The 23,259-nt window shown below is 66.2% G+C and carries 24 protein-coding genes; 14 read left to right on the top strand and 10 right to left on the bottom strand.

Annotation, left to right across the window (positions count from 1 at the left end; translation table 11 throughout):
- Positions 1–59: 59 nt before the first annotated feature.
- Positions 60–1,277, top strand: a complete 1,218-nt coding sequence (locus tag ACEWX3_RS07815) for an acetyl-CoA C-acetyltransferase (RefSeq protein ID WP_207069254.1) — start codon at positions 60–62, stop codon at positions 1,275–1,277.
- A gap of 146 nt (positions 1,278–1,423) precedes the next feature.
- Complete coding sequence (locus ACEWX3_RS07810; protein WP_347221028.1) at positions 1,424–2,521, top strand: IS110 family transposase; 1,098 nt, start codon at positions 1,424–1,426, stop codon at positions 2,519–2,521.
- A gap of 404 nt (positions 2,522–2,925) precedes the next feature.
- On the opposite strand, the gene ACEWX3_RS07805 is transcribed toward ACEWX3_RS07810, so the two are convergent.
- Positions 2,926–3,780: a Bax inhibitor-1/YccA family protein gene (locus tag ACEWX3_RS07805; protein ID WP_152518351.1), complete on the bottom strand. Its 855-nt coding sequence runs from the start codon at positions 3,778–3,780 to the stop codon at positions 2,926–2,928.
- A 165-nt stretch (positions 3,781–3,945) separates the two neighbouring features.
- On the opposite strand from ACEWX3_RS07805, the gene ACEWX3_RS07800 reads away from it, so the two are divergent.
- The 3 genes from ACEWX3_RS07800 to ACEWX3_RS07790 are packed head-to-tail and all read left to right on the top strand — an operon-like array spanning position 3,946 to position 7,570.
- A complete protein-coding gene (locus tag ACEWX3_RS07800) occupies positions 3,946–4,983 on the top strand; it encodes an enoyl-CoA hydratase/isomerase family protein (RefSeq protein WP_374159113.1) in 1,038 nt (345 codons plus the stop codon).
- A gap of 16 nt (positions 4,984–4,999) precedes the next feature.
- A complete protein-coding gene (locus ACEWX3_RS07795; protein WP_207069256.1) occupies positions 5,000–5,776 on the top strand; it encodes an enoyl-CoA hydratase in 777 nt (258 codons plus the stop codon).
- Between the two features lie 9 nt (positions 5,777–5,785).
- Positions 5,786–7,570 carry an alpha/beta-hydrolase family protein gene (locus ACEWX3_RS07790; protein ID WP_221354948.1) on the top strand — a complete coding sequence of 595 codons (1,785 nt, stop codon included), beginning with the start codon at positions 5,786–5,788 and terminating at the stop codon, positions 7,568–7,570.
- Here the strand turns inward: ACEWX3_RS07790 and ACEWX3_RS07785 are convergent.
- Both ACEWX3_RS07785 and ACEWX3_RS07780 read right to left on the bottom strand, forming a co-directional pair.
- Positions 7,567–7,935, bottom strand: a complete 369-nt coding sequence (locus tag ACEWX3_RS07785; protein WP_207069257.1) for a rhodanese-like domain-containing protein — start codon at positions 7,933–7,935, stop codon at positions 7,567–7,569. The genes ACEWX3_RS07790 and ACEWX3_RS07785 overlap by 4 nt on opposite strands.
- A complete protein-coding gene (locus ACEWX3_RS07780; protein ID WP_374159112.1) occupies positions 7,936–8,439 on the bottom strand; it encodes a cysteine dioxygenase family protein in 504 nt (167 codons plus the stop codon).
- A 112-nt stretch (positions 8,440–8,551) separates the two neighbouring features.
- Here ACEWX3_RS07780 and lpqV point away from each other — a divergent pair, with 112 nt between their 5' ends.
- Both lpqV and ACEWX3_RS07770 read left to right on the top strand, forming a co-directional pair.
- Positions 8,552–9,004 (top strand): lipoprotein LpqV, encoded by a 453-nt coding sequence (gene lpqV, locus ACEWX3_RS07775; RefSeq protein WP_207069259.1) that lies wholly within the window; start codon positions 8,552–8,554, stop codon positions 9,002–9,004.
- A gap of 28 nt (positions 9,005–9,032) precedes the next feature.
- Positions 9,033–10,007, top strand: coding sequence for a patatin-like phospholipase family protein (locus tag ACEWX3_RS07770; protein ID WP_374159111.1), 975 nt, complete (start codon positions 9,033–9,035; stop codon positions 10,005–10,007).
- Here ACEWX3_RS07770 and ACEWX3_RS07765 read toward each other — a convergent pair.
- The 4 genes from ACEWX3_RS07765 to ACEWX3_RS07750 form a co-directional block, all read right to left on the bottom strand.
- A complete protein-coding gene (locus ACEWX3_RS07765; RefSeq protein WP_374159110.1) occupies positions 10,004–10,420 on the bottom strand; it encodes a hypothetical protein in 417 nt (138 codons plus the stop codon). The two genes, ACEWX3_RS07770 and ACEWX3_RS07765, sit on opposite strands and share 4 nt — an antisense overlap.
- An 88-nt stretch (positions 10,421–10,508) precedes the next feature.
- Positions 10,509–11,390, bottom strand: coding sequence for a patatin-like phospholipase family protein (locus ACEWX3_RS07760; RefSeq protein WP_374159109.1), 882 nt, complete (start codon positions 11,388–11,390; stop codon positions 10,509–10,511).
- Between the two features lie 44 nt (positions 11,391–11,434).
- Positions 11,435–11,908, bottom strand: a complete 474-nt coding sequence (locus ACEWX3_RS07755; RefSeq protein ID WP_374159108.1) for an SRPBCC family protein — start codon at positions 11,906–11,908, stop codon at positions 11,435–11,437.
- A 15-nt stretch (positions 11,909–11,923) separates the two neighbouring features.
- Positions 11,924–12,973, bottom strand: a complete 1,050-nt coding sequence (locus ACEWX3_RS07750) for a dihydrodipicolinate reductase (protein ID WP_374159107.1) — start codon at positions 12,971–12,973, stop codon at positions 11,924–11,926.
- A gap of 135 nt (positions 12,974–13,108) precedes the next feature.
- Between ACEWX3_RS07750 and ACEWX3_RS07745 the strand changes: the two genes are divergently transcribed.
- The 3 genes from ACEWX3_RS07745 to ACEWX3_RS07735 all read left to right on the top strand — a co-directional run bounded on the left by ACEWX3_RS07745 (position 13,109) and on the right by ACEWX3_RS07735 (position 15,669).
- Positions 13,109–14,026, top strand: coding sequence for a hypothetical protein (locus ACEWX3_RS07745; protein WP_374159106.1), 918 nt, complete (start codon positions 13,109–13,111; stop codon positions 14,024–14,026).
- Positions 14,027–14,075: 49 nt separating this feature from the next.
- Positions 14,076–15,263 (top strand): lipid-transfer protein, encoded by a 1,188-nt coding sequence (locus ACEWX3_RS07740; RefSeq protein WP_221354937.1) that lies wholly within the window; start codon positions 14,076–14,078, stop codon positions 15,261–15,263.
- 70 nt (positions 15,264–15,333) lie between these two features.
- A complete protein-coding gene (locus ACEWX3_RS07735) occupies positions 15,334–15,669 on the top strand; it encodes a hypothetical protein (protein ID WP_374159105.1) in 336 nt (111 codons plus the stop codon).
- Between the two features lie 153 nt (positions 15,670–15,822).
- On the opposite strand, the gene ACEWX3_RS07730 is transcribed toward ACEWX3_RS07735, so the two are convergent.
- A complete protein-coding gene (locus ACEWX3_RS07730) occupies positions 15,823–17,220 on the bottom strand; it encodes a cation:dicarboxylate symporter family transporter (RefSeq protein ID WP_374159104.1) in 1,398 nt (465 codons plus the stop codon).
- Positions 17,221–17,648: 428 nt separating this feature from the next.
- Between ACEWX3_RS07730 and ACEWX3_RS07725 the strand changes: the two genes are divergently transcribed.
- A complete protein-coding gene (locus tag ACEWX3_RS07725) occupies positions 17,649–17,951 on the top strand; it encodes a hypothetical protein (protein WP_374159103.1) in 303 nt (100 codons plus the stop codon).
- Positions 17,951–18,232, top strand: a complete 282-nt coding sequence (locus ACEWX3_RS07720; RefSeq protein WP_374159102.1) for a hypothetical protein — start codon at positions 17,951–17,953, stop codon at positions 18,230–18,232. Before ACEWX3_RS07725 ends, ACEWX3_RS07720 begins: the two co-directional genes overlap by 1 nt.
- Before the next feature lie 174 nt (positions 18,233–18,406).
- Here ACEWX3_RS07720 and ACEWX3_RS07715 read toward each other — a convergent pair whose 3' ends face one another.
- Complete coding sequence (locus tag ACEWX3_RS07715; protein ID WP_374159101.1) at positions 18,407–18,991, bottom strand: hypothetical protein; 585 nt, start codon at positions 18,989–18,991, stop codon at positions 18,407–18,409.
- Between the two features lie 87 nt (positions 18,992–19,078).
- Between ACEWX3_RS07715 and ACEWX3_RS07710 the strand changes: the two genes are divergently transcribed.
- Positions 19,079–19,291 carry a hypothetical protein gene (locus ACEWX3_RS07710; RefSeq protein WP_374159100.1) on the top strand — a complete coding sequence of 71 codons (213 nt, stop codon included), beginning with the start codon at positions 19,079–19,081 and terminating at the stop codon, positions 19,289–19,291.
- A gap of 18 nt (positions 19,292–19,309) precedes the next feature.
- On the opposite strand, the gene ACEWX3_RS07705 is transcribed toward ACEWX3_RS07710, so the two are convergent.
- Positions 19,310–20,041, bottom strand: coding sequence for a hypothetical protein (locus ACEWX3_RS07705; RefSeq protein WP_374159099.1), 732 nt, complete (start codon positions 20,039–20,041; stop codon positions 19,310–19,312).
- A gap of 2,528 nt (positions 20,042–22,569) precedes the next feature.
- On the opposite strand from ACEWX3_RS07705, the gene ACEWX3_RS07700 reads away from it, so the two are divergent.
- Positions 22,570–23,019: a helix-turn-helix domain-containing protein gene (locus ACEWX3_RS07700; protein ID WP_374159098.1), complete on the top strand. Its 450-nt coding sequence runs from the start codon at positions 22,570–22,572 to the stop codon at positions 23,017–23,019.
- Positions 23,020–23,259 lie beyond the last annotated feature (240 nt).

Raw genomic sequence — 23,259 nt, 5'->3', positions numbered from 1 at the left:
GTTCGGTCACACGTTGTGAATCCGTTCCCGATCCCAGTCCCCGAGTTCTAGGAGCCCTCATGCCCGAAGCCGTCATCGTCGCCGCCACCCGATCCCCGATCGGTCGGGCCAACAAGGGCTCGCTCGTCTCGATGCGCCCCGACGACCTCGCCGCGCAGATGGTCCGCGCGGCCCTGGACAAGGTGCCCGCGCTGGATCCGCGCGACATCGACGACCTGATGATGGGCTGCGGCCAGCCCGCCGGGGAGTCCGGGTACAACATCGCCCGCGCCGTCGCTGTCGAACTCGGCTACGACTTCCTGCCGGGCACGACGGTCAACCGGTACTGCTCGTCGTCGCTGCAGACCACCCGGATGGCCTTCCACGCCATCAAGGCCGGCGAGGGCGACGCCTTCATCTCCGCCGGCGTGGAGACGGTGTCACGGTTCGCCAAGGGCATGGCCGACGGGGCGCCGGACACCAGGAACCCGATGTTCGACGACGCGGTCGCCCGCACCGAGCAGGCCGCCGCCGGCGCCACCGAGTGGCACGACCCCCGCGAGGACGGTGCGCTGCCCGACGTGTACATCGCGATGGGACAGACGGCTGAGAACGTCGCCGCATTCACCGGCATCAGCCGCGAGGACCAGGACCACTGGGGTGTGCGGTCGCAGAACCGCGCCGAGGAAGCGATCAACAGCGGCTTCTTCGCCCGCGAGATCGCCCCGGTGACGCTGCCCGACGGCACCGTCGTCAGCACCGACGACGGGCCCCGCGCCGGAACCACCTACGAGAAGATCAGCCAGCTCAAGCCGGTGTTCCGGCCCAACGGCACGATCACCGCCGGCAATGCCTGCCCGCTGAACGACGGCGCGGCCGCGGTGATCATCATGAGCGACACCAAGGCCAAGGAGCTCGGCCTGACGCCGCTGGCGCGCATCGTCTCCACGGGTGTCACCGGCCTGTCGCCGGAGATCATGGGGCTCGGCCCCATCGAGGCCGTCAAGAAGGCGCTGGCCAACGCGAAGATGTCGATCAGCGACATCGACCTGTACGAGATCAACGAGGCGTTCGCAGTCCAGGTGCTCGGCTCGGCCCGCGAACTCGGCATGGACGAGGACAAGCTCAACGTCTCCGGTGGTGCGATCGCGCTGGGACACCCGTTCGGCATGACCGGGGCACGCATCACCGCGACGCTGCTGAACAACCTCGCCTACCACGACAAGACCTTCGGCATCGAGACGATGTGCGTCGGTGGCGGCCAGGGCATGGCCATGGTGGTCGAGCGCCTGTCCTGAGGCCCTCTGGCGTTGAGACTGCAGTGAGAGCGGGAAAGTGCGAGTGACCACCGCGCCACACGCAGACGGTATGGGGGGGCTGGGGCCTCGCTCACATGTGAACGTGGGTTACCGACAGGGTGGTCCTGGCCGGTAGAGCCACAACCATGTGGGAGGCCCCAGTGTTACGTCAGCGTACGAGTGTTGGTTTGGATGTGCACGCACGATCGGTGATCGGGTGTGGATTTGATTGTGAGACCGGTGCGGTCGTCGAGCGGCGGCTATGTCCTGATCCTGGCGAGATCGGCGCCTGGGTGGCTACCTTGGCGGCGCCGGTGAAAGTGGTCTACGAGGCTGGCCCGACGGGGTACGGGTTGGCGCGACATCTGCTTGCTACCGGGATCGACTGCGTGGTCGCCGCGCCGTCCAAGTTGATCCGCCCCCAAGGTGATCGGGTCAAGACCGATGCCCGCGACGCACGTCATTTGGCTCGTCTGCTGTATCTGGGCGAGGTAGTCGCGGTGCAGATTCCGAGCCTCGAACAAGAAGCGGCACGCGATTTGGTGCGCGCCCGCGACGACTGCCGTGAAGACCTGATGGCGGCCCGTCATCGTCTGACCCACATATTGTTGCGGCGCGGCATCGTCTACTCCGGTGGGCACCCCTGGACCGGCAATCACGATGTGTGGTTACACCAACAGCGTTTTGACCATCCCGCCCAGCAACGCACCTTTGACGAAGCCCTGGATGCGGTGCTGGCCGCCACTGCCCGCCGGGATCGACTCGATGCCGCGATCACAGCGATGGCCGCCCACAGTGAATTCAGCCCGGTGATCACCCGCCTGGGGTGTCTGCGCGGCATCTCGACGTTGACTGCATTCGGAATGGCCGTCGAGATCGGCGACTGGCACCGACTCACGGGCCGCTCCATCGGCAACTACCTCGGGTTAGTGCCCACCGAGTGCTCCAGCGGGCCCAGCCGCCACCAAGGCGGAATCACGCGTACGGGCAACAAACACGTTCGTCGATTGCTGATCGAGGCCGCTTGGCAGCATCGCAAGCCCTACCGGCCTGGGGTGGGGTTGCGTCGCCGCTGGGCTGCTGCCTGCCCGGCCGCGCGAGCTCGTGGACAGGAAGGCAACTTTCGATTGCACCAGCGGTGGATCAACTTCGATCAGCGTAAGAAACGGCCGGTCATCGCCAACGCCGCCGTCGCGCGAGAACTGGCCGGCTGGTGCTGGTCGCTGGCGGTGATCGAGGACTGAACACCACCGGATAACACGTCCAGCACGGTATGGGATGAGGTGCCGGCGCGCGACGACACAAGTGACCCGCGATGAGACTGTTGAGCCACTCATGGATTTTGAACATCCGTGTTTGACGCTCGATGCGCAGACCAGCGGTCACTCATGCCGAAAGTCCCGTCCTGCGGTAACCAACCCGCGAATTTCAGACTTGACTCATCGCGTCGATCCACACCATCGATACGCCACACCTAAAACCACCACGTGCTGGCAACAGCGAAGCGGCGGCCGCAACGACGGTTACGGCCGCCGCTTCACCCTGCCTCTTGACAAACCTGCCCCCATATCAGTCTCAACGCCATAACGCCCACAGCGCAACGAAAAGGGCCGCCCACCGTGGTGGGCGGCCCTTCGCGCACAGGCTGCTAGTCCTGGTTGAAGTAACTCAGCAGGCGCAGGATCTCGACGTAGAGCCAGACCAGGGTGACGGTCAGACCCAGCGCGATGCCCCAGGCCGCCTTCTCCGGCGCGCCGGCGCGGACCATCTGGTCGGCGGCGTCGAAGTCGATCAGGAACGAGAACGCGGCGATGCCGATGACCACCAGCGAGAAGATGATCGCCAGCGGGCCGCCGCTGCGCAGGCCGAAGCCTTCACCGCCACCGACGCCGAAGAGCGCGAGCACGAGGTTGAGCAGCATCAGGGCCAGGGCACCGAACATGGCCGCCACGATGAAGCGGGTGAACTTCGGCGTGACCCGGATGGCGCCGGTCTTGTAGACGACGAGCATGCCGAAGAACACGCCGATGGTGCCGACGATCGCCTGGGCGATCATGCCGGGTCCGCCGGTGGAGATCATGTTGGCGAACACGAACGAGATCGCGCCGACGAACAGCCCTTCGAGGGCCGCGTAGCTCAGCACGATGGCCGGGTTGTCCTGCTTGCGGCCGAAGGTGGCCACCAGCACCAGCGCAAGTCCGCCGAAGGCGCCGACCAGCGTGAACGGCATGGCCAGTCCCAGGTTCTGGGACACCAGGAAGTAGGAGACGACCGCGACGGCGCTCAGCACGGCCAGCGTCATGCCGGTCTTGGTGACGACGTCGTCGATGGTCAGCGGGCGGGAGACACCGGTCTGCCGCTGGTCGGGGTACTGCTGGGTCGTGTAGGGGTCAGCCTGTACCGCTTGGGCACCGTAGCCGGCGGCTCCGGTACCGAACTGCGCGTATCCGCCCTGCCGCCCCTGGGGCAACGAACGGAATACCGGGTTGCTGCTCTCGCGCACCGTCGGTTCCTTTCCTGTGAATCCGAGTCGTGACGAACACTCAACGATCGAGTTTCCCGGTAGGTTCCCGCCGCGACCGAAGACCGCGCGATCCCTTCCCAGGTTCTTCCCAGGAAACCTTACCCGGGCCTGACCTGAGGCGGCAGACGATCTAGATTGCAGGGCGTGGACGAAAACGAGGATGTCCTAGTAAAGGTCGACGGTTCGGTCGGGCGCATCACGCTCAACCGGCCCAAGGCGATCAACTCGCTGACCCATCCGATGGTCACCCAGATCGGGGCGGCGTTGACGGCGTGGCAGGACGACGACGACGTGGCGTGCGTGATCGTCGACGGCGCCGGCGAACGCGGTCTGTGCGCCGGCGGCGACGTGGTGGCGATCTACCACAGCGCCAGGGGCGACGGCACCGAAGCCCGCCAGTTCTGGCACGACGAATATCTGGTCAACGCCCAGATCGGGCGCTACCCGAAGCCGTATGTGGCGATCATGGACGGCATCACGATGGGCGGTGGCGTCGGCATCAGCGCCCACGGCAGCGTCCGGATCGCGACCGACACCACGAAGATGGCGATGCCCGAGGTGGGCATCGGCTTCATCCCCGACGTCGGCGGCACCTATCTGCTGGCGCGCACCCCCGGCCTGCTCGGCCTGCATGCGGCACTCAGCGGCGCCCCGTTCACCGGCGCCGACGCGATCGCCATGGGCTTCGCCGATCATTTCGTTCCCCACGACCTACTCGAGGCATTCCTCGCCACGGCCACCGCCGACGGCCCAGCGGCGGCGGTGGCCGCTCATGCACAGGAGCCGCCACCCAGCCCCCTTCTGGCCCAGCGGGACTGGATCGACGAGTGCTACGCCGCCGACACCGTCTCCGACATCCTGGCGGCATTGGGCGACCGAGGCGGAGAGCCGGCCGCCAAAGCCGCCGAGCTGATCTCGTCGCGCTCCCCCGTCGCGCTGGCCGTCACGCTGGAGGCCGTCCGCAGAGCGGGCAGGCTCACCAGTCTGGAAGACGTGCTGCGCCAGGAGTTCCGCACCTCCTGCGCATCGCTGCGATCCCACGACCTGGTCGAGGGTATCCGTGCACAGTTGATCGACAAGGATCGCAACCCGAAGTGGTCACCTCGGTCGTCCGAGGCGGTCACTACTGCCGACGTCGACGCGTACTTCGCCCCGGCAGACCCAGACCTGAGCTTCGACTGACCCCTGAAAGGACGCCATGACATCTTTCGAGACCATCCTGGTCACCCGCACCGACCGAGTCGCCACCATCACCTTGAACCGGCCCAAGGCGCTCAACGCCCTCAACACTCAGGTGATGAACGAAGTGACCGGCGCCGCAGCCGAACTCGACGCCGACCCCGGCGTCGGTGCCATCATCCTGACCGGCAACGAGAAGGCCTTCGCCGCAGGCGCCGACATCAAGGAGATGGCCGAGCTGTCGTTCGCCGACGTGTTCGCCGCGGATTTCTTCGCCGCCTGGGGCAGGTTCGCCGCCACCCGGACCCCGACGATCGCCGCGGTCGCCGGCTACGCGCTGGGCGGCGGCTGCGAGCTGGCCATGATGTGCGACATCCTGATCGCCGCGGACACCGCGAAGTTCGGGCAGCCGGAGATCAAGCTGGGAGTGCTCCCCGGCATGGGCGGCTCGCAGCGGTTGACCCGCGCGATCGGCAAGGCCAAGGCGATGGATCTGATTCTGACCGGGCGCAACATGGACGCCGAGGAAGCCGAGCGCGCCGGGCTGGTGTCTCGGGTGGTGCCCGCCGACGCCCTGCTCGACGAGGCCAACAAGGTGGCGGCCACCATCGCCGGGATGTCGCTGTCGGCGGCGCGGATGGCCAAGGAGGCGGTCGACCGCTCCTTCGAGACCACGCTGTCCGAGGGCCTGCTCTACGAACGCCGCCTGTTCCACTCGGCGTTCGCCACCGACGATCAGACCGAAGGGATGGCCGCGTTCACCGAGAAACGCGCCGCGAACTTCACACACCGTTAAAGTGCCCTCGTGAGCGAACCAGGGACGGAGCAGAGGCCGCAGCAGCAGCCCGCGACGGGGTCTGACAGCGAGCCGTCCCCGGTCGCCACAGCGACGCCGTCAGCCACGGCCGGCCATCCCGAGTCCGAGCCGTCGACCTCCGACGAGCAGCGCACGCTGCCGTGGTGGCAGCGCCACTACACGTTCACCGGCAGCGCGGTTGGCCTGGTGTTCGTCTGGTTGTCGCTGACCCCGTCCCTGCTGCCGCGCGGCCCGCTGTTCCAGGGCCTCGTCAGCGGTGGCGCCGGCGCCGCGGGCTACCTGCTCGGGGTGTTCGGCGTGTGGCTGGTCCGCTACATGCGGGGCAAGGACAGCAGCCCCCCGGCCCCGCACTGGGCCTGGCTGGCGCTGCTGGTGGCCGGCCTGGCCAGCCTGGTGGGGATGGAGTTCTTCTTCCAGGTCTGGCAGAACGACGTACGTGACCTGATGGGCGTTCCGCATCTGCGTTGGTACAACTATCCGCAGGCCGCGGTGCTGGCGCTGATCGTCATGTTCGTGCTCGTGGAGCTCGGCCAGCTGATCCGCAAGCTGGTGCTGTTTCTGGTCCGCCAGCTCGAGCGGGTGGCGCCGCGGCGGGTTTCGGGGGTGGTGGCCGTCGGCCTGGTCCTCGCCCTGACCGTGGCTCTGCTCAACGGTGTGGTCGCCCGCGTCGCGATGGACTGGCTCAACAGCACCTTCGCCGCGGTCAACGACGAGGACTCGCCCAACTCTCCGACCCCGACGACGACGTTGCGGTCCGGCGGCCCCGGGTCGCTGGTGTCGTGGGCGTCGCTGGGGCACCAGGGGCGGATCTTCGTCGCCGGCGGGCCGACGGTGGCGGAGCTGACCGAGTTCAACGGTGCGCCCGCGACCGAGCCGATCCGCGCTTACGCAGGCAAGGACGCCGGCGACGACATCCGCGAGACCGCGCAGATCGCCGCTCAGGAGTTGTTGCGCACCGGTGGGCTGGACCGCGAGGTCGTCGCCGTGGCCACCACCACCGGCACCGGCTGGATCAACGAGGCCGAGGCCTCGGCGCTGGAGTACATGTTCAACGGCGACACCGCGATCGTGTCGATGCAGTATTCGTTCCTGCCGAGCTGGATCTCGTTCCTCGTCGACAAGGAGAACGCCCGCCAGGCCGGTCAGGCCCTGTTCGAGGCGGTGGACGAACTCGTCCGTGCCAGGCCCGAGGCGGACCGGCCCAGGCTGGTGGTGTTCGGCGAGAGCCTGGGTTCCTTCGGCGGCGAAGCGCCGTTCCTGAGCCTGGACAACCTGGTCGCCCGGACCGACGGGGCGTTGTTCTCGGGGCCGACGTTCAACAACACCATCTGGACCGACCTCACCGCCAACCGCGACCCCGGCTCACCGATGTGGCTACCGATCTACGACAAGGGTTACAACGCGCGGTTCGTGGCACGTCCCGACAATCTGGGCCGGCCCGCCGACCCGTGGGGTGAACCGCGGGTGGTCTACCTGCAGCACGCCTCCGATCCCATCGCCTGGTGGACGCCGGATCTGTTGTTCCGCGAACCGGACTGGCTCAAGGAGCGGCGTGGCTACGACGTGTCGCCGCGAATGGACTGGATGCCGGTCGTCACGTTCCTGCAGGTGTCCGCCGACATGGCGGTGGCGGTCAACGTCCCCGATGGGCACGGCCACGTGTACGTCCGCGACGTGGTCAACGGCTGGGCGGCGGTGCTACAGCCGCCGGGCTGGACGCCGGAGAAGACCGAACGCCTGCGCCCGCTCATGCACAGCGGCGAGAACTCCTAGACCACAACCCTTTTGAGGGCGTGGTAGCCGCCGATCACATCGGTGGCCCGGTGCAGGCCGAGATCCTTCAACGCGGCGGCGGCCAGGCTGGAGGTGTAGCCCTCAGAACACAGCACCACCCATTCGACGTCGTCACCGACCGCCTGGGGCAGTCGCGCGTCGCTGGTCGGGTCGCAGCGCCATTCCAGGACGTTGCGTTCGACGACCAGCGCGGCAGCCACCTCGCCTTCGGCGGCACGCTGAGCGGCGGGGCGGATGTCCACCAGCACTGCACCGCGGGCCAGGGCGGCGGGCACCTCCTCGGCCGGCATCCTGGTCAATCGGGTCCGCGCGGCGTCGAGCACCGCATCGATCCGGCTGGTCATCTAGCTGTCCTCCGGCGCATCGGTCAGCGTGGTCCGGGTGCGCCGCAACGTGTCCTGATCGGTGAGGTCGTAGTAGGACATCACCGTCAACGGCGGCGAATAGGCGTGCACGCTGAGAGTCGCTCGCCCCTCCGCATCGTCTTCGACATCGTGCACCCAGCCGAGCGGAAAGCCGGCCTGATCGCCGGCGACCAACGAGCGCTCCCGCAACCCTTCTCCGTCCCAGCGGGTTTCGCGCAGCGCACCGGACAGCACGGTGAGTGCGCCCAGTGAGCCGCCGTAGTCGTGCAGCTCGGTCGAGCGCTGGGGAACCCAGCTGATCAGCCAGACATCCAGTTCGTCGTCGCCGTGCAACCGGACGAACCAGCGCTCGTCACGAGGCAGGCCGTCGGCCGGGAAGAGATGGTCGTAGCGACCGCGCAGAACCTCGTCGGCGAACCGGTCGGTGGTGTGCAGCAGATCGGCCAACCGCAGACGGGTGGGCAGAACGGAGGTGGCAGACATGGGGGAACTCCAGGAACGGGACGAGGGAAATCGGGGTCGGCATCAGAGCCGACAACACTCCATCCACCAGGCCACGTCGTTCACGCCGACCAGTGTTGCATAGATTGACGGCATGCGCAGGTACCCCCAGTTCGCCGTGGGCGCTGTCGCGGTAACCGTGATATCGGTGAGCGGCTGTTCTCCGGACAGCGGTCCGGAAACGACGTCCCCGGTGCCGGATTCCCCGACATCGTCACCGCCGGGGACGACCACCGAGCAGGCCACACCGGCCCCGCCGCCGCCTGGCGAGGTCGCGATATCCCCAGGTGGGGTGACGACGGCGGTCGGCGCACCGGCGGAATCCACCGAGGATGACTACTTCCAGGCATGTATGGCCGCACGCACCTGGATGGAGCAGCGCGGCGATGACCTGCAGGCCCAGATCGAGCCCTATCTGGCGATGGTGCAGAGCACCCAGAACGCGGGTCCGGCGACATTCGGCGCACCGTGGTCGGAATTGTCTGCCGGCCAGCAATCCGCAGTGATCGTCGCAGTCGAGGCGGCCGCCGACAGGATGTGCGGCTAGCCCGGCTGGGCCGCGCACAATGAATCCCATGCGGGTGGCATTGGCGTTGGGCTCCGGCGGTGCCCGTGGTTACGCCCACATCGGCGTGATCAACGAGCTGCACGAGCGGGGCCACGAGATCGTCGGCATCGCCGGCTCGTCGATGGGTGCACTGGTCGGCGGCTTGGAGGCGGCCGGCAAGCTCGACGAATACGCGGTGTGGGCAAGCTCGTTGACACAGCGAGCGGTGCTGCGACTGCTGGATCCGTCGATCGCGGCGGCGGGTGTGCTGCGGGCCGAGAAGATCCTCGAGGCGGTGCGGGAGATCCTCGGCGAGGTGACGATCGAAGAGCTGCCGATCCCGTTCACCTCGGTGGCCACCGACTTGATCACGGGAAAGTCGGTGTGGATGCAACGCGGACCGGTCGACGACGCGATCCGGGCATCGATCGCCATCCCCGGCGTGATCACACCACATGTCCTCGACGGCCGGCTGCTCGCCGACGGCGGGATTCTCGACCCGATCCCAATGGCGCCGATCGCCGCGGCCCCGGCCGACGCGACGATCGCGGTGAGCCTGGGCGGTGACGACCCGGAGGTCTCACGAGGCGAACGGGAGACAAGGCCTTCCACCGACTGGCTGAACCGGATGTGGCGCAGCACGTCGTCGCTGTTGGACACCAAGACCGCGCGCAGCCTGCTCGACACGACCACCGGCCGTTCGGTACTGGGCCGCTTCGTCGACGCCGACGATCCCGACGACGCCGAGACCGTGGCCGCCACGAGCCTGCCGGTGGTGCCGCGGTTGGGCGGTTTCGAGGTGATGAACCGCACCATCGACATCGCGCAGGCCGCGCTGGCCCGCCACACGCTGGCGGCCTACCCGCCCGATCTGCTGATCGAGGTGCCGCGAACCGTATGCCGCAGCTTGGATTTCCACCGCGCCGACGAGGTCATCGAGATCGGCCAGGAACTCGCCAGCGTGGCGCTGAACAGCCTCGACGCCGGTGAGCCGGCGACTTAGCCGATCTGGTTCAGCGCGAAGCCGTAAGCCTCTTCGACCACATCGGTCTCCCCGCACACCATGTCCGGGCCCTGGGCCACGGTGCCGCGCAGCGTGGCGGCGTCCAAGGTCACGTGCCGGGTCCCGGGCGCGTCGGTGCCGTCTTCGCAGTCCCAGGCAGCGGGATGGGTGTAGGTGAACCGCCACTGCCCATCCACCAACTGCGCGTCAACGTTCACATAGCCTGTGTCGCTGACGACATGCGCGCATCCCGTCCCACAGGGAGTCACCACCCAGGTGGAGGTCGAACCGCCATCGGAGACGAAACGGAAGGTGCCGTTGAATACCGGGCCATCCGACCACGCCGGAGCGGAAAGCCCGAGTGTGCACCCGAAGCAGATGGCCGATACGGCGGTGACAGTGCTGAGCTTCACGTTCCCCCAAGGTCGTGTCGGTCGATGAGCGGATCATAGAGCGCTGCTGCACAACCTGTCTCGCCTACGGTGGGTGATGACCGGCACGTCACACGCCGAGGAACTCGGCCACTCGCTCCGCCTCTCGGCGCCCCTGCTCCCGGCCGGCCCGCGCCGACGGTGCCCGGCAGGCCGGGTCGAGGGGGTTGGGGCCGAAGGCCTGCACCGAGTCGGCGTCGGCGAAGATCGCCAGTGCCGCACCGGGAAAGGCATCGATCTCGTCGACCGCACCGCCGCCCCACGGGGACGGCGAATCGATGCCCGACGGCACGAGCGCGACGGCCGCGGCGCAGTCGCGCGCGGCGACCATGTTCACGGTGCTGCCGACGCCGCCGTCCATGAACCGGCGATCACCGATCGTCACCGTCGGCCAGACGCCGGGCACCGCACAGCTCGCCGCCACGGCATCGACGAGATCCACCCCGGATCCGTTGTCGAACACCACGAGTTCGCCGGTGTCGACGTCGATTCCGGTGACCCGCAGGACGCGTGACGGCCAATGGTGCGACGGCAGCCGGTGGGCGATGACCTCGCGGCGCACCGACTCGGCCACGGTATCGGTCTGCGCGGCGATCGCGCCGATCCTCTGCAGCTTCTGTACAGCGGTGGTGTCCGGAGCCAGCATGGCGCTCATGAACAGCTCGGTGATGGACTCCACCGACACACCGGGATGGAGCTCGTGCGCACCACCGGCGTCGGAGGTCTGCCGGTCGAAGAGCTCTTCGAGGCTCAGGCCGCTGCTGAGCTGGGCGGCGACCGTCGAACCCGCCGAGGTTCCGAGCAGCACATCACTGGCAAGCAGCGCCTCTCCCGCATCGGACCGCTCGTCACAGATGCCCTGCAACACCCCTGTCTCCCAGGCGATGCCGGCCAGACCTCCGCCGGCGAGGACCAAGGCACGGTCGAAGGTGGTCAGGCTGCTCTGCGCCACGGCAATCCTCTCGTTGTGTCGACCACGGCCGAAGGTCGGACGCTTCAGCCCAGCAGTTCCTCGGAGAGCTGCTCGAGAGCCTGCCGGGCATAGCCGCGCCACAGCACGGCGAACGCCGGCATCAGGGCCGTCGCGGCGCGCGTCTTCGGGTGGACCACCCAGTGCCAGGTCACCCGGGTGCCGGTGCCGACGGGAGCGAAACGCCACTGGCCCTCGATGTGGTCGACCAGTGGTGCCAGCGGACCGGTGATCCCGGAAAGCGTGTAGCCGAACCGGTTCGGCGGATCGAGCAGCGTGAGTTCTTCGCGCATGCTGCCGCCGCCGACCTGCACGACCGTGCGGGTCTGTCCGACGCTGTCCCACTCCCCGGTCTGGTCGCGGATCGCCTTGATCGGCGCGATCGGCCCGTACCAGCGGCGGAACAGCGTCGGCAGTGCTATCGGCAAGGTGCGATCGAAGGCTGTCGCGACGTCGACGGGAATCGCGCGCGAGTGCTCCATGACCTGGGGTGCGGGCATGGCAGCGATGCTAGATCAGCCGAGCCGGGGAGCGGCTCTGCCGCCGAGCAACGGCAGGTCCAGATAGGTGGCGATGCCCGGCGCGGCGGCACACACCGCGGGCACGGAGTTCACGCAGTGCGCGGCGGTCGCCACGATTCCGGACTCCGGGCCCTCGTCACCGAACTCCGACTGGAAGCCCTTGACCGACACGGTGAAGCTCGGGTCGCCGCGGACCTCCATCTCGTAGCGCTGACCTTCCGGACCGAAGTCCCAGGCGGGGTCGAGATCCCGTTCCCCCATGAGCCAGTTGACCGTCACACGCACGACGACGTCGTCGCCGACCAGCGCCTCCCAGTGGAACTTGCGGGCCGCGACCTGACCGGGCTCGATGACGCCCATCGGAGAGTCGATCGGCGCGGTGGCCACCGCGACTTCCTGCGAGGAACGCACCACCGGGTCGGCGGCGAACCCGATCTTGTCGACGATCATGCGCACCGACTGGATGAATCCGCCGTCGAGCAGCTTCTGCATGGGGCCGGTGAGCGCCTTCTCCGGGGTGTCGCCGAAGCCCATCACGTAGCGCAGCACATCCGGCGCCTCGTACGTGCGCAGGTCGGAGAATTCCTCGGCCCGGACGAACGTCACACCGGTCGACATCGCGGACAGCATCAGCGGGAACTTCTCGCTGATTCCGCCCGGGGCGATGCCCGTGCCGTGCAGCGTCGCGTTGCCCTCCAGCGCCGCGGCGCGCAACGGCGCCGCCTCCTTGTCCGACGGATAGAACCAGCCGACAGGGCTGACCACGTTCTTGCCCGAACGCAGCAGGGCGGCCACCTCGTCGGGGTTGGGCAGCAGGGGGGTGTAGACCACGGCGTCGGCGCCGAGGGCGAGGATCTCCTCGACGCTGTCGGTGGCGGCCACCCCCACCGGGTCGACGCCGGCGATCTCCCCGACGTCGCGCCCCGCCTTGTCCGGCGAGTGCACCCAGCAGCCGACCAACTCCAGCTCGGGGTGCTCGATGACGCCTCTGATCGCGGCGACGCCGACTCCGCCGGTGGCCCACTGCACGACCCGCAACGCCATGTCATCCTCCTGGTAGCCGCAAAACTAGAACACGTTCTACTAGTGGTCTACACCGATACTCGTCCAGGAGCACGCGAAACGGGCAACTGCGCATTAAGGTGACGGGGCTGGCACCACACACCGGAGGGAACCTCGATGAGCGACCCGAACCAGGGACCCCCCGGCGGCTCAGGGAACGACCGGGGCCAACCCGAGGACCAGGGCGCCACGCCCGGGCAGGGCTGGTCGCCGCCGACCCCGCAGCCGAGCTCGGCGTACCCTCCCCCGCCGCCGGGTCCGTCGTATCCCCCGCCGGGCGCGCCGCAGTATCCCGGCCCCGCCTATCCGCCGCCGGGTGGTGCGCACTACGGCGGCAACCCGGCTTATCCGCCACCGCAGGGGCCGCCCCCGGGCTGGCCCCAGCAAGGTCCGCCGCCCGGCGGGGGGCAGAACAAGGGCCCCATCATCGCGCTGATCGCCGCCGCCGTGGTGGGCCTGCTCGTCCTGGCCGGGGTCGGAATCTGGCTGGTCACGCGTTCGGATGACTCGGGGTCGGGCACCGCGGCCACCACGTCGCCCACCGCCGCACCGACCACCTCGGCGCGCGAGCCGACCCGGCGACCGAGGACCACCACTGCCGCGCCGTCGCCCGATGAGTCGCTCAACGCGCAACTGATGGGACTGTTGTCGGCGGGGCACGACGCGTCGAACTGCGAGCCGGTGTCGCCGGCGGGCACCGCTCTCGCCACGGTCGACTGCGGGCCGTCGAACTCGCCGGGCGGGCCGGCAAGCACGCGGTATTCGCTGTTCGGAGATCGGGCGACCCTCGACGCCGGGTTCGACCAGGCGATCGGCGTCAACGAGGAACTGCTCGAATGCCCGGGTAGCGGTCTCGAATCGCCGACGACCTGGCACTACACCGACACCCCTGACGACGTGGCCGGCAAGGTCGCCTGCGGCACCTACAACGGCAACCCGGACCTGGTGTGGACCAACGACGAGGAACTGCTGCTGGTCGACGCGCAGGGGCCCGACCTCGCCGAACTGCACGAGTGGTGGATCGAATTCGGCTGAGCGCGCTAAGTTCCCTTCGAGAACGCAACGCCGCGAAGGGAGGACGCTCATGAACCGCGTGTTCGTGGTGGGTGTCGGGATGACGAAGTTCGAGAAGCCTGGGCGGAAAGAGGGGTGGGACTACCCCCAGATGGCCCACGAGTCCGGCAGCAAGGCGCTGGCCGACGCCGGCATCGACTACACCGAGGTCGAGCAGGGCTACGTCGGCTACGTCGCCGGGGATTCCACGTGCGGCCAGCGTGCGCTCTACGAACTCGGCATGACCGGCATCCCGATCGTCAACGTGAACAACAACTGCTCGACGGGGTCGACCGCGCTGTACCTGGGCGCCCAGGCGATCCGCGGCGGGCTGGCCGACTGCGTGCTGGCGCTGGGCTTCGAGAAGATGCAGCCGGGCTCGCTGGGCGGCGGGGCCGACGACCGCGAGTCACCGATGAAGCGACACATCCTGGCGCTCAATGACATCGACGACATGCAGTTTCCGGTGGCGCCGTGGATGTTCGGGGCCGCGGGCCGTGAGCACATGCGCAAGTACGGCACCACCGCCGAACATTTCGCCAAGATCGGATTCAAGAACCACAAACATTCGGTCAACAATCCGTACGCGCAATTCCAGGACGAGTACAGCCTCGACGACATCCTCGGCGCCAAGATGATCTCCGACCCGCTGACCAAGCTGCAGTGCTCGCCGACCTCCGACGGGTCGGCCGCGGTGGTGCTCGCCAGTGAGGAGTTCGTCGCGCGTCACGAGCTGTCCGGTCAGGCCGTCGAGATCGTGGGTCAGGCGATGACCACCGATTTCGCGTCCACCTTCGACGGCAGTGCGGCCAACATCATCGGCTACGACATGAACGTGCAGGCCGCGCAGAAGGTGTACCAACAGTCGGGCCTCGGCCCGGAGGACTTCCAGGTCATCGAACTGCACGACTGCTTCTCGGCCAACGAACTGCTGCTCTACGAGGCGCTCGGGCTGTGCGCGCCGGGGGAAGCGCCGAAGCTGATCGACGACGAGCAGACCACCTACGGCGGACGGTGGGTGGTCAACCCGTCAGGCGGCCTGATCTCCAAGGGACACCCGCTGGGCGCCACCGGGCTGGCGCAGTGCAGCGAACTGACCTGGCAGTTGCGCGGCACCGCGGACAAGCGCCAGGTCGACGACGTCACCGCCGCGCTGCAGCACAACATCGGGCTGGGTGGGGCCGCGGTCGTCACCGCCTACCAGCGCGCGGAGCGCTGAAACGGCGGACCCTGCGTCAGCGATGTAACCGGCAGGTCGGGATCCTTCGGAGTTCCGTGGAGGTTCGACGATGCGCACGCTGGGAATCGTCGCAGTCGCGGTGGCGACACTGGTGAGTGCTGCCGCCGGTTTGGCCGCCGCCGACCCGCGCAATCCGCTCGACGTCATCGAGCAACTCGAGTTGGCGGGTTACACGGTCACTGTCGACCGCATCGGCAACGCACCGATCCAGGACTGTGTGGTGACCGGGGTGCGCAACCCGCAGCAGATCACCGTGCCCGCAGTGGTGATCGACGGCGCCGGCGGCCATGGCGGCCATGGCGGCCATGGCGGCCGTGACGACGGTGAGGTCGTCGATGTCGTCGTGCACCAGTCCATCTCGGTTTCGCTGGACTGCGCACGCTGATGCAGGGGGTGCCGTTGCGACAGTACGCATTGTGACGGATTTCGGCCCCGTTCGATCACAATGCGTACTGTCGCGGCACCCGAAGGCCGGCGACGCGCGAACGCGCGAAAAGGCCCGGCCGTCGGGGCCGGCCGGGCCTTCCCTTCGCGCGCCCTACACCGCCGCAGGGACTTTCGCCTGCGCCGGCTCGTCGACGTGCGAGGTCTGGGTGGCGTGGGAGTCGTCGAGCATGGTGATCTCGTCGAACGGATCACGGCCCGCCAGCACGGCATCCACCTTGGCCGTGTCGACAGTCTTGGTCCAGGAACCGACCAGCAGGGTCGCCACCGCGTTGCCCGAGAAGTTGGTCAGCGCACGTGCCTCGGACATGAATCGGTCGATCCCGACGATCAGCCCGACGCCGTCGAGCAGGTCGGGTCGGTGGGCCTGCAGCCCCCCGGCCAGCGTCGCCAGGCCGGCGCCTGTCACCCCTGCCGCGCCCTTGGACGCCACGATCATGAACACCAGCAGACCGATCTGCTCACCGACGGTCAGCGGGTCGCCGAGCGCGCCGGCGATGAACAACGACGCCATGGTCAGGTAGATCGCCGTGCCGTCGAGGTTGAACGAGTAGCCGGTGGGCACCACGACGCCGACGGTGGAGCGGTTCACGCCGAGATGCTCCATCTTCGCGATGAGCCGCGGCAGCGCGGATTCCGACGACGACGTGGACACGATGAGCAGGTATTCGCGGGCCAGGTAGCGCACCAGCTTGAAGATCGACACCCCGGACACCACGCGCAGCAGCGAGCCGAGCACGCCGAACACGAAGATCACGCAGGTCAGGTAGAAGCCCAGCATCAGTGCCATCAGCTGACCGACCGCGGCCCAGCCGGTCTGCCCGACCACGTTGGCGATCGCGCCGAACGCGCCGATGGGGGCCAGCCACAGGATCATCACCAACACCTTGAACACCAACTTCTGGAGGTGTTCGATCCCGCGCAGGATCGGCTGGCCCGCGGCGCCCAGGCCTTGCAGCGCGAAGCCGACCAGCAGCGCGACGAACAACGCCTGCAACACGCTGCCTTCGGTCAGCGACGAGAACAACGACGTCGGGATGATGCCCTGGACGAACTCCATCAGCCCGCCCGCTTCGTGCGCCTTGTCGGCGAGTTCGGCTCCCTTGCCGGCGTTCTCGGTCAGGTTCATTCCCGCACCCGGGTGCAGGAGGTTGCCGACGACCAGCCCGATGCCCAGCGCGAAGGTGGACATCACCAGGAAGTAGACGAATGCCAGCCCGCCGACCTTGCCGACCGTGGCGGCCTTGCGGACCGAGCCGATGCCCAACACGATCGTGCAGAAGATCACCGGCGCGATCATCATCTTTATCAACGCGACGAACATGGTGCCGAGCACGCCGACGCTCTTGCCGACCTCGGGGGCCATGATCCCGACCCCGACCCCGGCCAGCACGGCGACGATGACGGCGATGTAGAGCCAGTGCGTCCTGTCGCGTCGTTTGGGTGGCTGCGACGGCTGCGGCACCGTCGGCCGATCTGTCGTGGTCGTCATGATGGTGTCCTCCGGGCTCGGGTCGACAATGGGGTCTGCAAGGATGGTCGGCCAGGGCGTGAGCCAGGTCACGTTTTAGTTCATTGTTTTCACGTTTGCGGCGTACTTTCCCTACGTAATCCCAGGTGACCCACCACCGTCTTGGCCGCATTACGTGTAACTGGCGGCAGGCAGGCGTTACGCGCTGAGAAGGCCACCAGCAGGGGTGTGGGCTATGTCGTCCTCCATGGCGCGCCCTAGCTGAGGACACTTCGATCTGCTCCGGCGAATCGAAGAAGGTTAGGTCTCATCTTTAGTTCGCTATTGGTCCGCAATCCATCTCGGACTGAATGCGTAGCAGGGTAGGAAAGAGCAGCTCAAGACCCTAAAGTGGCGGCAGCGAGGCACCTGCCTCGGCTACCACAAGAGTTCGCTACAAGGAGCAAGCAATGTCCGAGACCGCTACCACCAAGACCGCCGCCAAGACACCGGCGAAGAAGATGGCAGCCCCCCAGGGGGTCAAGTTCGTCTACACCGCCACCGGGCGCGATGGCCGCGAGGCGCGACGCACAAGCGACAAGGTGTTCACCCACGCGGTGGACCTGGCCGACCCGGACGCCACCAGGGAGAGTGACCGCAAGGGCAAGATCGCGCGGTTCTTCCCGAATAAGGATCGCGCCGAGGCGTGGGCCGAGACCCAGCGGGCCGATGGCTACGACGCCAAGGTTGTGACGGCGCGGCCCGCCAACTGATGGATGCCTACTGGGTCAATTACGACCGCGGCCTGAACCGAGTCGCCTCTCACGGCGACTCGGTTCAGGCCGTCATCAGCATCTTGCGCGAGCACTTCGAGCCAAGCGCCGGTGATGCCTTCTTCCCCGACGGTGCTGATCGAACCCTGCTGGGGACGCTGTGTGATTCGGGCTGGACCGGAGTGTGGGTGCGCGCGTACTACCACTACGCCATCCGCGATCCGCACGGCAGCGTGCTCACTTACGTGGAGGGTGATGTGTACGGGGGGAATCACCCGTAGGCCAGCGAATACCAACCCCCCGCCGCGACACACAGCGGTGGGGGTTGTTTGTGCCTTTGACGCCGAGTTGCGGCTCCTCGCCGCCGTTCAAGCTTCGATCCGCGAGCAGGGTGGTCATCCATCCCCCGCACAAGTAGATGAGCTGCTAGACGAAAGGTCGGCAGCTTCCCGCCGCTAGCTCTTTCCGCGCAGGTCCTTGCGGGCGAGGTCAACGATCTCCGCGCAGAGCCGGTCGACCGCTTCGACATCTATTGCTGACAGCCGTCCGATTTCTCGCGCGACGCCAACTTCCTTCTGACGCCAATCCGCCGCCACTTCGAACTGCTTCTGAGCTATCGCCGCTTCCTTCTTTTCCTGGATGTCACTAAGCCGCTCCCTCTGTATCAGCAACTCGGGCATCCTCCTGAAACCGGCGTGAATGCCTTCCAACATCTTTGCCTTGCTGGTGACGATGTCCACTGCGTAGGCCAGCAGTGAGGACATGTCGAGATTGGGCCAAACTTCAATCACAGCCTCAACGACCGTGTACTGACGTATCTCGACGTCTTGGCCCACTGTGCGGCGGCTCGCTAGCCGAATAATCTCGCACGCACCGATTAGCCGCACGAGCGCGTCACTCTTGGACTCCCAAACCCGCTTCTCGAATTCAAGCGTCGAAGCGTGTTCTCGGTCGCCGCGCTTCGTCAAGGCGTTGATGATCAAACTCGCGACCGCCACCAGGCCGGACGACAACACCGCCGCCAAAGCAATCCAGTCCACCCTGGTTACACCCCCTCCCGAGGATTCTGCCTCACTCCACCTCCTACGCTGGGCTATGCCACACAAGCCAGCGGGGTAGGAAAAGCAATGCAACCTGAGCTTCGAGAAATTTACGACAACATTCGAAACATGGAACCGCCGGAGGCCCTGGCGACAGCGCGCGAGTTCCAGACATTCCTCCGCAATGCGGGCGACATCGACGGGGATGTCAAGGACCGGTTGATTGCGCTGTTGGTAAATCAGGTCATCCTTTTGGAAATACGCGTCGCAAAGCTGGAGTCTGCAGCGGGGGGCGCTTGACGCTCTCAGCGCAGTCCGCTAGCTCTCGCCACCGTCCGAGTTTTGGTTCTTCAGCTCGGCTGTCTGCGCGATGGCGGCAGCGATGATGGCGCGCATCTGTTCGGGTCGGTCCTTTTCGTCCAGCCTGCCAACCAGCCTTTCAGCACTCAGCAGATAGCTCTGCACCAGGGGTTGCTGGAAGTAATAGCGCATCTGCTCACGTGCGCCCTCTTGGACACGGATGAAGGTCGCGGCGATATAACCACCCGTCGCGGTACCCACAGCGGACACGATGGCCGCCGCGAACTTCGACGCGGCGGCGTCGGCAGTCACCGCGACGACGATGCCAGCGCCAACGGTGATGAGACCGAATATTGCAGCTCCGAGGGTCGCGCTATGAGCTGATGAAGCCTGCTTCTTGGCCATTGAGTCGTAAGCCTCCATCTGCTTCCGATTCAAATTCATCAGCCCCATCAGGTCATCCGGGCCGGTAACGCCATGTACCGCTTGGTCGACTTCGCCGCGTAACCTCTCGTCGAGCTCCCACGAACCTCCTCCGGGGAAAAATGCGACTATCATCGATAGTCCGAGCGTGAGGAATATCGCTGTGGCTAGCGCCATGTAGGTAAAACGCGGCTCATCTGGGGGGATTTTTTTCGCGAGCAACAGATAACCACCAGCAAGTCCGGCTAGGGAAGCCATGATTCCTGCTACCACCGGCACCGGGCTGTCTTCTAGTCTTCGCCAGAAAGATTTCCTCTGGTCATTCATCAGCTCGCACCCCTCCGTGAGATTACTGAGGTTATCGCGCGACTGCTGCTACCAACCGGGGGTTGTCACCCGCCACCGTTAGCTTGCCCTCATGGGTATCGGCAACATCGAGCGCCGCCGAGGCCAGTGGATCGTCACTGCACCCGACCGCTGCCCTCGTGGCCACCCGCTCGGCCCGAACCGGGTCCTCGTCGGCCACGTCACCTGCACCGGCCACCCTGTGGCGGCCACACCATCTGGCACTGCCGAACCTGCCCCGACGACGAGCAACCCGTGTATGGGCTGCACCTCACAGATGGCTGCTCAGTCCTCAACGGACCAGCGCGGGTCCGCAACAGCAACCGGCGCGCTATCCAGCCGCATGGTGAAATCTAGACGGCTACTTACAGGAGGTGACGGCTTTGGGGTTCCGACATATCTATCGCGAAGTACGCGACGCGTTGGCCAACCCCACTGTCGCCAACTGCCTCGCAGCGGCGGCCCTGATCTACACCGCCCTAACCTCCAAGCAGACTTCGGCCACAACCCGCCAAATCGAGACAGCGAATCGGTTAGCCGAGGAAGCCAATCGACTCGCCCGCGATGCGAACGACGTGGCCCGCGAACATGTTGCGACACAAGTCCGACAGACTAGACGTTCAGCTTGGTTGAAGGTCGGCCTGTTCCTCGGACTGGGAGCGATCTTGGGCTGTGCGACGTGGGTCGTATATCCACCCTTGGATAATCCGGGGCCGCTCTTAGCTCCCATAAAGGTCTCAATCGGGAATGAAATAGACAGTGCGCCAGACCGCTATGAATTGGACACGGCCTTCTTCGAGGAACGACATCTACGTGGAGGAGTCGCACTTGAGATAACTGTGTACTTCGCTCGCTACCCCGTGTACCCCGCTCGCCACCCCGCTGGCCACCCCGTCGGAGAAGTTCCCGTGACAATAGGCTTAGATTTGCCCTTCGGCGCGGGAACGATCAGCAGCTGTCACGGTGGACCCACAGACGATATGCGCGACGAGGTTAGCTGCCGCTTCTCAGAAGGCCATCCCGAGTACAACTTAAGCCCTCACTTATGGATTGACAGCGATATGTGGCCAGTATCTGGATTGGGATCTGAATGGGTCGGGTATGTGCGGGCAGATGTGTTCCTGGAGAACACAGTCGGAGTGGGTTGGAGAGAGACACGCTCAAGGGTTTTCGTCAATCTCCCGTCCTGCGGAGTCGTTGGTCCTAGGCCGCCGCTGCCAAACGACATCACCATCCCCCCGGCCTCGATGCACGCCACCTACGTCATTCCCGGAATGGAGAATCTCGCGTGGTCCGGAGTTCAACCCAGAACGTCGGACGGGAGGGACACAAACACGTGGCGATTCGACTGCAACAATCAACCACCAGGCCCCTTGATCGCCACACGACAAGGAGTGGACCAATTCGATTCGTTCCGCACCTTCGCCGCCGGTGCTTTGGTCGCTGTCGCCGCAGCCGCCTTGCTTGAAGCACTCGGCGAGGTCGTGGCCACCGTCGGCCGTCGCCGGGCGACTCGGCTCGTAAGCCAGCCGAAGCGCCGCCCCTAACCAACCCTTCCGGAAACCCTTCGCGCAACCCTTCGTCGAACCCTTCGCGAAGGGTTCAACAACCGAAAAACCGATCACCGCGATCCCTTTTGGGAGGGCTGTGGGCAGGCTTGATACCCCCTCTCTCAAGACCACGTGAGAAGCGACCGAACAAACGTCACCCACACTTGTTGTGGCCCTGAGAGAGGGGGTTGGTTCCTTCCGGTCGGGAGACGGTGTAGGAATCAACCCGCGCTATACGTATTACTTACCGAAGCGCCGGTCGCCGGGTATGTCCCGCTAGCTTCCCGAGGAGGCCATCCCCGTTAGGGGCCAGTTTGCATTCTCGGCATCGCTCTGCGCGTCTGGGGTTGGTGGGTCCGCCCTGAGTACCAACACCGAACTAGCGAGTTCTTGGGGCCGCAGTTGTCTTCTTCCATCCGGAGCAGCTAGCCGGGAGCCGTTGTGGTGCTTGCGCGTTGGCCGGGTCGACACTCCGGCTTCCACATCCGAGCGGTTAGGTCGGATTCGTATCTTCCAGGTGCTACGATAACCCTAGTTTGTTTCTGGTTGTGAACCCCTCGCCCTCCACGGGCGGGGGGTTCACTTTTTGTTTTACCGTCTACTCGGTCAGAAGTGTGGGACATCCCGTCACTGCGTGTTGGCAAAACTCACTACCCTGCAACATCTTTCGCAGCGTGCTACGCATTAGGTGGTGAGCCGACTACGGTCCAGCGTGGCTCATGGCTTCTCCCAAACTATGCCCATACATTGCAGCTACCAGTCAAAACGATCAAGCGGGAGAACGATGAGCGGCTACTACGGCCACACGACACCGACAGACACCGAGGAGCTTTGGGACGAAGTCCGCAAGCTGCGTCGGCGTGTTGAACAACTAGAGCGCGGGACTACCGGCGCGCCGCCCATATCGGCTCCACCTAGCGACGCGCGTTCTTATGTACCAGCTCGCGAGAGGCGTTGACCGTGGCTACTGATCAAGACCTGCGCCTGTGGACAGCGGCACACCGCAAGCTGCGCCGACTGGTGGGACCGGCAAGCCAGTATTCCTGTGTGGACTGTGGTGAGCAGGCGGCGGACTGGAGTTACCGCTACCGCACTGGCCAGCGGTATGCCCACAGCGCCGACCCTGCGGACTACGAGCCACGTTGCCGTCCATGTCACGGACGCCACGACGCGAAGCCTGTAACCGTCATCGACCGCGCCGTGGGGGCCACCATCCGCCACACCCGCGAGCGCCAGGGCATCACACAGGCGGCAATGGCGCGCCATATTGGCCGGTCATCGGGCCACTTGTCATCGGTGGAGGCTGGTCGCCGCCGCTTGGAGCCTGCATCTTTGGCCAAAGTTTGCAGTGCGCTTGGGATTAGCGGACTTGGCTACAGCGAGTCCGTGTTCACCGACCCATGCGCTTAAACGCAACGTCCACGTTAAACCCGTTGCTGTACAGAGCGACACGCGAGACTGCGCCCTACTTGCACACCCGCTCTGACGTGGGCATACTTCATGGTGTCGCGCCAGGAGTGTGTCTACACCACGATCTGGTCGGCAATCTCTCCCCTTTCGCTAGTTTGCTCAGAGGGGATTCTCCGTCTCATGGCCTGCGGCAACGCAGGAAGTTACGGGAAGCGGCTCGGTGCTCATCCCCGGCATCCT

Source organism: Mycobacterium sp. G7A2 (genome assembly GCF_041902445.1).
Taxonomy (GTDB): domain Bacteria; phylum Actinomycetota; class Actinomycetes; order Mycobacteriales; family Mycobacteriaceae; genus Mycobacterium.
Note: the sequence above shows the minus strand (reverse complement) of the source record. Positions and strands in the feature narration are given on the sequence as shown.